Source organism: Brevibacterium sp. ZH18 (assembly GCF_022748595.1).
GTDB lineage: Bacteria > Actinomycetota > Actinomycetes > Actinomycetales > Brevibacteriaceae > Brevibacterium.
Map to the genome: position 1 here is coordinate 1 of NZ_JALDSX010000078.1, position 7,067 is coordinate 7,067.

Annotated in this window: 10 protein-coding genes; 4 read left to right on the plus strand and 6 right to left on the minus strand. The window is 62.9% G+C overall.

The genetic code is table 11. The features are described 5' to 3' along the window. Positions 1–102: 102 nt before the first annotated feature. From MPN20_RS16665 to MPN20_RS16680, 4 genes are all read right to left on the minus strand, one after another. Entirely contained in the window at positions 103–543 is a 441-nt protein-coding gene (locus MPN20_RS16665) for a hypothetical protein (protein ID WP_242783948.1), read from the minus strand. 38 nt (positions 544–581) lie between these two features. Next, complete coding sequence (locus tag MPN20_RS16670) at positions 582–1,340, minus strand: class I SAM-dependent methyltransferase (protein ID WP_242783950.1); 759 nt, start codon at positions 1,338–1,340, stop codon at positions 582–584. A 107-nt stretch (positions 1,341–1,447) separates the two neighbouring features. After that, positions 1,448–1,993, minus strand: coding sequence for a DUF488 domain-containing protein (locus MPN20_RS16675; protein WP_242783952.1), 546 nt, complete (start codon positions 1,991–1,993; stop codon positions 1,448–1,450). Further along, positions 1,990–2,208: a DUF2945 domain-containing protein gene (locus MPN20_RS16680; RefSeq protein WP_242783954.1), complete on the minus strand. Its 219-nt coding sequence runs from the start codon at positions 2,206–2,208 to the stop codon at positions 1,990–1,992. Before MPN20_RS16680 ends, MPN20_RS16675 begins: the two co-directional genes overlap by 4 nt. 242 nt (positions 2,209–2,450) lie before the next feature. Here MPN20_RS16680 and MPN20_RS16685 point away from each other — a divergent pair, with 242 nt between their 5' ends. After that, complete coding sequence (locus tag MPN20_RS16685) at positions 2,451–3,749, plus strand: DUF445 domain-containing protein (RefSeq protein ID WP_242783956.1); 1,299 nt, start codon at positions 2,451–2,453, stop codon at positions 3,747–3,749. An 89-nt stretch (positions 3,750–3,838) separates the two neighbouring features. Here the strand turns inward: MPN20_RS16685 and MPN20_RS16690 are convergent, their stop codons facing one another. Beyond that, a complete protein-coding gene (locus MPN20_RS16690) occupies positions 3,839–4,489 on the minus strand; it encodes a TetR/AcrR family transcriptional regulator (RefSeq protein WP_242783957.1) in 651 nt (216 codons plus the stop codon). 12 nt (positions 4,490–4,501) lie between these two features. Here MPN20_RS16690 and MPN20_RS16695 point away from each other — a divergent pair, with 12 nt between their 5' ends. Further along, positions 4,502–4,789 (plus strand): IclR family transcriptional regulator C-terminal domain-containing protein, encoded by a 288-nt coding sequence (locus MPN20_RS16695; protein WP_347566845.1) that lies wholly within the window; start codon positions 4,502–4,504, stop codon positions 4,787–4,789. 11 nt (positions 4,790–4,800) lie between these two features. Here the strand turns inward: MPN20_RS16695 and MPN20_RS16700 are convergent, their stop codons facing one another. Beyond that, positions 4,801–5,214: a VOC family protein gene (locus MPN20_RS16700; protein WP_242783959.1), complete on the minus strand. Its 414-nt coding sequence runs from the start codon at positions 5,212–5,214 to the stop codon at positions 4,801–4,803. A 259-nt stretch (positions 5,215–5,473) separates the two neighbouring features. Here MPN20_RS16700 and MPN20_RS16705 point away from each other — a divergent pair, with 259 nt between their 5' ends. Continuing rightward, positions 5,474–6,214, plus strand: a complete 741-nt coding sequence (locus MPN20_RS16705) for an ABC transporter ATP-binding protein (RefSeq protein ID WP_242783961.1) — start codon at positions 5,474–5,476, stop codon at positions 6,212–6,214. Positions 6,215–6,222: 8 nt separating this feature from the next. Beyond that, entirely contained in the window at positions 6,223–7,002 is a 780-nt protein-coding gene (locus MPN20_RS16710) for an FtsX-like permease family protein (RefSeq protein WP_242783963.1), read from the plus strand. Positions 7,003–7,067: the final 65 nt, after the last annotated feature.

Genomic DNA, 7,067 nt, shown 5'->3' on the forward strand with positions numbered 1-7,067 from the left:
AGGGGACACTGGAAACAGTGTCCCCTCGACGTTTTTGTGCGCTGTGGGGGTACTGGGGCAGAGCCGTGTGAAACCGGGCTTCGCCCGCTGTGCGCCGTGACCTCAGAAACGAATTCGTTCGGGTGGCGGGAACTCGCTGAACACTTTGTGTTCGTCGCTCGGGGCCAGCTCGAGATAGCTGGGGCTGTCGTCGCCGATGAACAGCAGCAGCATGCACCCGTCGACTCCGGCATCGAGAATGAATCGGCTCTCGAAGTCCCCCAGCCCACCTGCATCGTCACTGGACTCGTCATCGACACGAGCCAACGGCCGCATACCGATCGACGGACAGGACCCGCAGTCACACGGATTGGTCACGACCACCTCGTCGAGGTTGGCCTCCCACGCTATGCGCTGCTGAGGTGAGATAGGGAATGGAGGATCCCAGCTATCTCTCTGTTCCTCAGTGAACGTGGCCCGCTCCTGCTCGTCAGGCGAAGTGTGGGCGTGGCGGATCATTGCCAGTGCAACTTCGTGTTCCCGCGGCGTCAGGGGTCTGTGCATGGCGTCAGGATATCAACGCCGGCAAGGATGAGCTGTGCTCAGTTGCGAGCTGCGAGGCCCTCGTCCGGAATGACCGCGGACATCTCGGAGAACATCGCCTCACGCTGTTGCGGCGGCATCGTCAGCTGTGCTGAGTGCGTGAAGACCATTGCTAGCCAATCTTCCCTCGAATAGTGAAGGGTCTCCATGAATGACAGTTCTTCGGCAGTGAAGCCGTTGGCCCGAAGGTCGGCTATGACGGGATGCTCGTGCATGCTGTCGTCCTGGCCAGCGTCTGGTGAGTGGAGGCGAGGGTGGAATGATTCGAGGATCGATGCCAGAGCGTCGCCCACGTCGCCGTCCGCTGAGATGTCGTTCCAGGCCAACGCCAACGTTCCACCTGGTGTGAGGATCGTGCGGATCAGCGGAAGGGCGAGACTAGGATCCACCCAGTGGAAGGACTGCCCGAAGGTGACGACGTCGAAAATGTGGTCGCCCGGGTTCCAATCCTCGAAGTTGGTGACCTCCACGGAGAGTCCCTTCGACCGTGCAATGCCGGCCATCTCGGTGTCTGGTTCAACGGAGAGGATCTGGCATCCCGTCGAGAAGATGTGTTCGCCTGCCGCGAGCAGCTGGGTTGCGAGGATGCCGGTACCGGATCCGACATCGAGGATTCGGGGAGACTGAGATGCTGGAGTCTTGGGATGGCTGAGGATCTCCGCGATGAGAGGTTCTGGATATCTCGGCCGATACCTGTCGTAGTCGTGCGCGATCTGTCCGAAGGATTCAGCTCGGTGACGCTCCTCGAAGAATGCCATGGGCCGAGCTTACTCAGGTGATCCGGGTTCGGAGGTGGATCACCGTTGAATCCGGGGACTGATTTCGACATTCACTTACCCGGGAGTCTGCGAGTCAGGGTGGAGGGTCACTCAGCCACCTCCGCAGGATAGGTGACGGTCGTGTCCGAACCGACTACGGCTCCGGCGCTGAGTTCGGCGGCAGCGGTCTGATTCTTGCCCATCACATGCGTGACGACGAAGTCGTGGGCGAGCAGGTTGTCCGCGATGATGCGCCGGTGACAACGCCACCACACGGCCTCCGAACACATGAGCACGCAGCGCTTCTTCCCACCCCATTCGACGAGTTGGTCGAAGTCGTGGCGAAACTCCTCGGAAAGAGCATGGTCGGCATAGTTGTGGAAGCTGCGGTTCTTCCACCACCCGTTGACCTCGAATGGAACCTCCTTGCTCACCGGTCTCCTGCCCGTCAGCCCTTCGAGCCGCCGCAGCTCCACGCCCACCTCGGCGAGGGAACCGGCGAGGGTATCGGCGTTGAACTGGGGATTCTTGTTCGACCCGGGGAGCTTGCGGACGTCGACGACCACCTCGGCGGCGTTGTCGGCGAGCAGGTCAGTGAACTCCACGAGGGAATGATTCGAATGACCGATGGTGAGGAACTTGCGATCAGTCACTTCTTGTCGACCCGGTGGAGCGCATCGCCCTTATGCGCGGCGATGTGATCGGTCGTGTCGCTCTTGATCTCGTACTGCGGCTCATCCTTCGACGCTCGGCGATTGTGACCCTTGTACTCGAAGTCCGCGGTATGGACCTTCGTGATCGTGCCCGAGACCTCGCCGGCCTCAGAGTTCCAGCCCACGTGGTCGCCGACGGAAAACTGCTGCGCCATGACATCCTCCTCGAATCGTCGAACGGTTCTCCCTCCATACAAACATGTTCGCGCCGTGGATGTCAGGGTCTGGCCGTGGCCTCAGGCTCGCCACAATCGCCGATTGCTGGTGCAGTCACCGGATCCGTGTGCGATGCCGAGTGCGGGCACCACCGGAGGTTCCCAGGCACGGCACAGCCTGCCGATGTCCGCCTCGGCGCGGGACTTCGCTAAAGTCGGTGACAGGTGACAAGGGGGAAACGATGTCGATCGAAAACGCACCATCCGTGCCGCGCTTCGGCGGACCGAGCGAACTGACGGCGGAGGATCAGGAGCGCGCGCGAGGTCTGCGCAAGATGCGCACGCTCGCACTCTCCCTGCTCATCCTCGCCACGCTCATCTTCCTCTCCACCCACATCTTCACCGACAACACCGGTGTGTGGGGCTTCGTCTCCCGTGCCTCCGAGGCCGCGATGATCGGTGCGATCGCCGACTGGTTCGCGGTCACTGCGCTCTTCCGCCGCCCCCTCGGCCTGCCGATCCCGCACACGGCGATCATCCCTCGGAAGAAGGACACCCTGGGCGCGAGCCTGTCCGCATTCGTCGCCACGAACTTCCTCCACGCCGAGGCGGTGTCCACGAAGATCCGCTCCGCCGAGGTATCCCGTCGTGGCGGTGAATGGCTGAGCAAGTCCGCCAACCGGGACTTCGTCGTCGACCGCGCCGCCGGTGGGCTCGAATACGTCCTCGCCCGCATCAACGACGATTCGGTCGAAGCTCTGACCAGAAACGTGATCATTCCGCGCCTTGTGGCCACCCGCAAGACACCCGTGCTTGCGCAGCTGCTGCGACAGATCGTCCTTGACGGCGCTCACCACAGACTTGTCGACCTCATCGTCGCCGAGGCGTACACCTGGTTGGGCGACAACCCCCAGGTCATCGACGAGATCGTCCACAACCGTGCCCCGTCGTGGGTTCCCGACTTCGTCAACGAGCAGCTGTCGAATCGGCTGCAGCGCGAAGTCCTCGGCTGGGTCGCAGACGTCCGGGACAACGAATACCACAAGGCACGCCAAGCTCTCGATGCCTGGCTCGTCGACCTCTCCGACGACCTCAACTCCGATACTCCGCTGTCGGACAAGGCCGAAGTCATCATCAACGATCTCCTCAGCCAGTCCGGAGTCGTCGATTCAGTGCTTGAGATCTGGGGTTCGCTCAAGCAGCTTCTGCGCCAGGCCATCGTCGACCCGAACGGCGAGGTCCGCGGCCGCATCTCCGAACTCATCGGAGAATTCGCCCAGCGTCTGCAGACCGACAGTGAGCTCGCAAGGAAGATCGACAACCAGATCGCGACGACGGCCGGCGATCTGGCAGAGAGCTTCGGCCCTGAGATCGCCAGTGTCATCTCGGATACGATCGAGCGGTGGGATGCGAAGGAAGCGTCCGAGCGGATCGAACTCTACGTCGGCAAGGACCTGCAGTACATCCGCATCAACGGCACCGTGATCGGTGCGCTGGCAGGACTCGCGATCCACACCGTGATCGTCCTGCTGCCAGGGTGAGAGCTGTCGCCGGTCCGCGAGGCAGGCGGGTCAGTCTGTGGGCCGGAGGGTCAGGTCGGGGGCAGATGGTCAGTTCGGGAACCAGAGGTTCAGCCTGTGAATGACTCCACGGGAGCGCACAGTGCCGGCAGCAGACTTGTCACCTGGGATCTGATCCAGTCGACTGCGCCTGGTCGATCGGCGAGGAAATCGCGCAGAGCGGTTTCGAAGATGCCGTCGAACATCGAGTAGGCGGCACGCGACTCGACCATCGGGCGGGCGCTGCTCAACTCCGCATAGCGGGAGACGATGTGCCAGATCATGTCCTCGAGGCCTCGGTCGATGTCATGCACATCGTCGCGCAGCACCTCCTGGAACATGCTCTGGGAGCGGAGGTCGTACCAGAGGCGATGCATTGACGGCTCCGCCGTCAGCGTCTGCACCAGCTTGTCCGCAAATCCGATGAGGAGCTCGGCTGCCGTCGTGGATTCCCCCACGACCGAGTCGTAACGGTGCATGCACTGCGTCTTGTAGTGACGGACGCAGAAGACGATGAGTTCGGTCTTGTCGCGGAAGTAGTAGTGGACAACCCCGTGGCTGAACTCGGAGTTCGCGGCGATATTGCGCAGGCTCGTTCGGGCGTAGCCGAGCTCGCCGAGCGTCCGCAGCGCGGACTCGGCGAGCTTGATCCGGCGCTCGTCATAGCTGCCCGTGCCCCGTCTGCTACGGGCAGGCTTCTGCTGTGTCTGAGTGGTGACCACTCTGCAACGGTCATCAATCCCGGTGTCCTGTCGAGACAGCTCGATTCCGTTGCCGAAGAAGGCTATGCCATCACCGTGGAAGAGCAGCGTCGTGGAACGTGTTCGATCGCGGTGCCGGTCTTCCACACCGGTCGCATCGGTGCTGCACTCGGACTCGTCGTCGCCTCTGATCAGGCCTCGACGCTGACCCGGCACCTCCCTGCGCTGCAGGGTATCAGCAGCCGTCTCGAGCAGGCTACTGTGCACATTCCACTCGAAACACTCCTCGAGTCACAGTTCGAAGTCCACGCTCGCAGCTGACAAGGACCTGCTCAGAGCAGGTCCGGCTCGGTGTCCTCGTCCTGATGAACGAGCTGGATCAGGTTGCCCACCGTGTCGTCGAGGACCGCGGTGGTGACTGGACCCATCGAGGTCGGTTCCTGGGTGAAGGTCACGCCGAGTTTGGTCAGGCGCTCGTATTCGGCCTGGACATCAGCCACGGCGAACTGGTTGATGGGGATGCCGTCTGCGGCCAGAGCCTTGGTGTAGGCGTCTGCCGCTGGGTGGCCCTTCGGCTCGAGGACGACCTCGACGCCGTCGGGATCCTCGGGTGAGACGACTGTCAGCCAGCGGAAGTCCTCGCCTACAGGAACGTCGACCTTGGGAATGAAGCCGAGCCGGTCTGTATAGAACTTCAGCGCGCGAGCCTGGTCGTCGACCGGAATGCTGATCCACTGTGCCTTCATGATGACTCCTCAGTCGTACACGTCTGTTCTTTGGTCTTCGTCGTGAGTGCACCCGGAGCGGCACACGCAGAGCGATTCATCAGAAGCGGAGCCCTCGGGGAAACCGCTGCTCATTCACAATAGGCGCGTGAGCGCCCGCGGGTCCATTGCGTAGTCGCGTGCTGAGCTCTTAACCCCCATTCCACCTGTCGGGTTTTCCCTGCCCAGCAGGCGGGAGGACTTCATAGTCGAACAGGGCAGGTTGCGAAAACATGGACTCATGACACATTCTCAGCTTCCCGCGATCATCACCGCCTCGACCGTGACCAAGCACTACAACCAGACCTATGCGCTCGCCGGAGTCGATCTCACCATCGGCCTCGGCGAATCCCTTGCCATCATGGGGCCCTCCGGCTCCGGCAAGACGACGCTGCTGCACTGCCTGGCCGGCATCATCCGACCCGATGACGGAGATATCCGCCTTCTGCCCACCGACCGCAGCGCCGCCGCACAGATCACCTCACTGAAAGAAGCAGGTCGCACGGCCCTGCGCCGCGAGGTCTTCGGCTTCGTCTTCCAACAGGGACTGCTTCTGCCCGAACTGTCCGCCGAGGACAATGTTGCGCTCGCCGCGATGCTCTCGGGCATGACTCGCCCCGCGGCCACCGACCATGCCCGGGCATGGCTGACGCGACTGGGCCTGGCAGATCATCTGCGCAAACGCATCGGCCAGCTCTCCGGCGGGCAGGCGCAGCGTGTGGCCATCGCCCGTGCCCAGGTCACCCAGCCTGTGGTCACCTTCGCCGACGAACCGACCGGCGCCCTGGATTCGGCCACGTCCGCCGAGGTGCTCTCCGAACTCCTCGCGTCCACGACGGGACGGGGGTCCACCCTGGTCGTGGTCACCCACGATGAGACGGTGGCCGCGCGCTGCTCTCGCGTCGTTCGCCTCGCCGATGGTCGGATCGTCTCAGACTCGGCACACCAGCAGGCCACCCAGTACGTGCAGAACGGCCGGTGAGGCGAACCATGAATATCCTTCCCATCGTCCTGACCAAACAGTCCTTCACCTCGACGACTGCGAAACTCGTCGCCATCGCCTTCTTCGCCTGTTCGACCCTGTTCCTCACCGTCACCGGAGGAGCCTGGGCGTTCATGGACCGTCCAGATGTCTCCGGATATTCCGAGGTGGCAGGCCTCTACCGGATGCTCGCCATCATGGCCACCGTCTTCCTCGTCGTTCCCGCGATCAGCTTGGGGGTCGCCTCGGCGAAATTGAGTGCCCGACGTCAGGACGAACGCCTGTCCACGCTGTCCCTGCTGGGAGCCGAGCGCGGCACGATCCGCGCGATCGCGGTCGCCGAGCCCTTCGTCCCCGCCGCCGCAGGAATCCTCGCCGGGATCGCCGGCTACTTTCTCCTCGCCTACCCGCTGAGCTTCCTCGTCTTCGTCGGAGAGCCACTCGGATATTCGGCACTGATGATGCCGGTCTGGCTGCTCGCGCTCGTCGTCATCGGGCTGCTCGCCATCTGCCTGCTCTCGGCGCTGATCGGGCTGCGGAAGATCACGATCTCGCCCCTGGGAGTGCGCACCAGATCCTTGGCCCGCCGATTCCCTGTGGCCAGGGTCATCGCCGTCCTCGTTCTCATCATGGCAATGATCTCGGCCCTCGTCTTCTCCCTCAACCGGAGCCAGCCGACGATGGTCTTCGCCACAGCGAGCATCATCACGATCGGAATCGCCCTCCTGCTCATCAACGTCATCGGGGTGCTCGTAATGCGGCTCTTCATAAATAGGGCGGTGCGATAGCCACCCTCAAGCAGCGCAAGAAACGGGACCCTGGGTGCAATGATGTAGGTGTTCAAGACTCCATC

What these genes read in the sequence shown, in the direction of transcription:
- MPN20_RS16700 (WP_242783959.1), bottom strand. Translation starts at nt 5,214, where the DNA reads ATGAAGGCACAGTGGATCAGCATTCCGGTCGACGACCAGGCTCGCGCG.
- MPN20_RS16665 (WP_242783948.1), bottom strand. Translation starts at nt 543, where the DNA reads ATGCACAGACCCCTGACGCCGCGGGAACACGAAGTTGCACTGGCAATG.
- MPN20_RS16670 (WP_242783950.1), bottom strand. Translation starts at nt 1,340, where the DNA reads ATGGCATTCTTCGAGGAGCGTCACCGAGCTGAATCCTTCGGACAGATC.
- MPN20_RS16680 (WP_242783954.1), bottom strand. Translation starts at nt 2,208, where the DNA reads ATGGCGCAGCAGTTTTCCGTCGGCGACCACGTGGGCTGGAACTCTGAG.
- MPN20_RS16685 (WP_242783956.1), top strand. Translation starts at nt 2,451, where the DNA reads ATGTCGATCGAAAACGCACCATCCGTGCCGCGCTTCGGCGGACCGAGC.
- MPN20_RS16705 (WP_242783961.1), top strand. Translation starts at nt 5,474, where the DNA reads ATGACACATTCTCAGCTTCCCGCGATCATCACCGCCTCGACCGTGACC.
- MPN20_RS16710 (WP_242783963.1), top strand. Translation starts at nt 6,223, where the DNA reads ATGAATATCCTTCCCATCGTCCTGACCAAACAGTCCTTCACCTCGACG.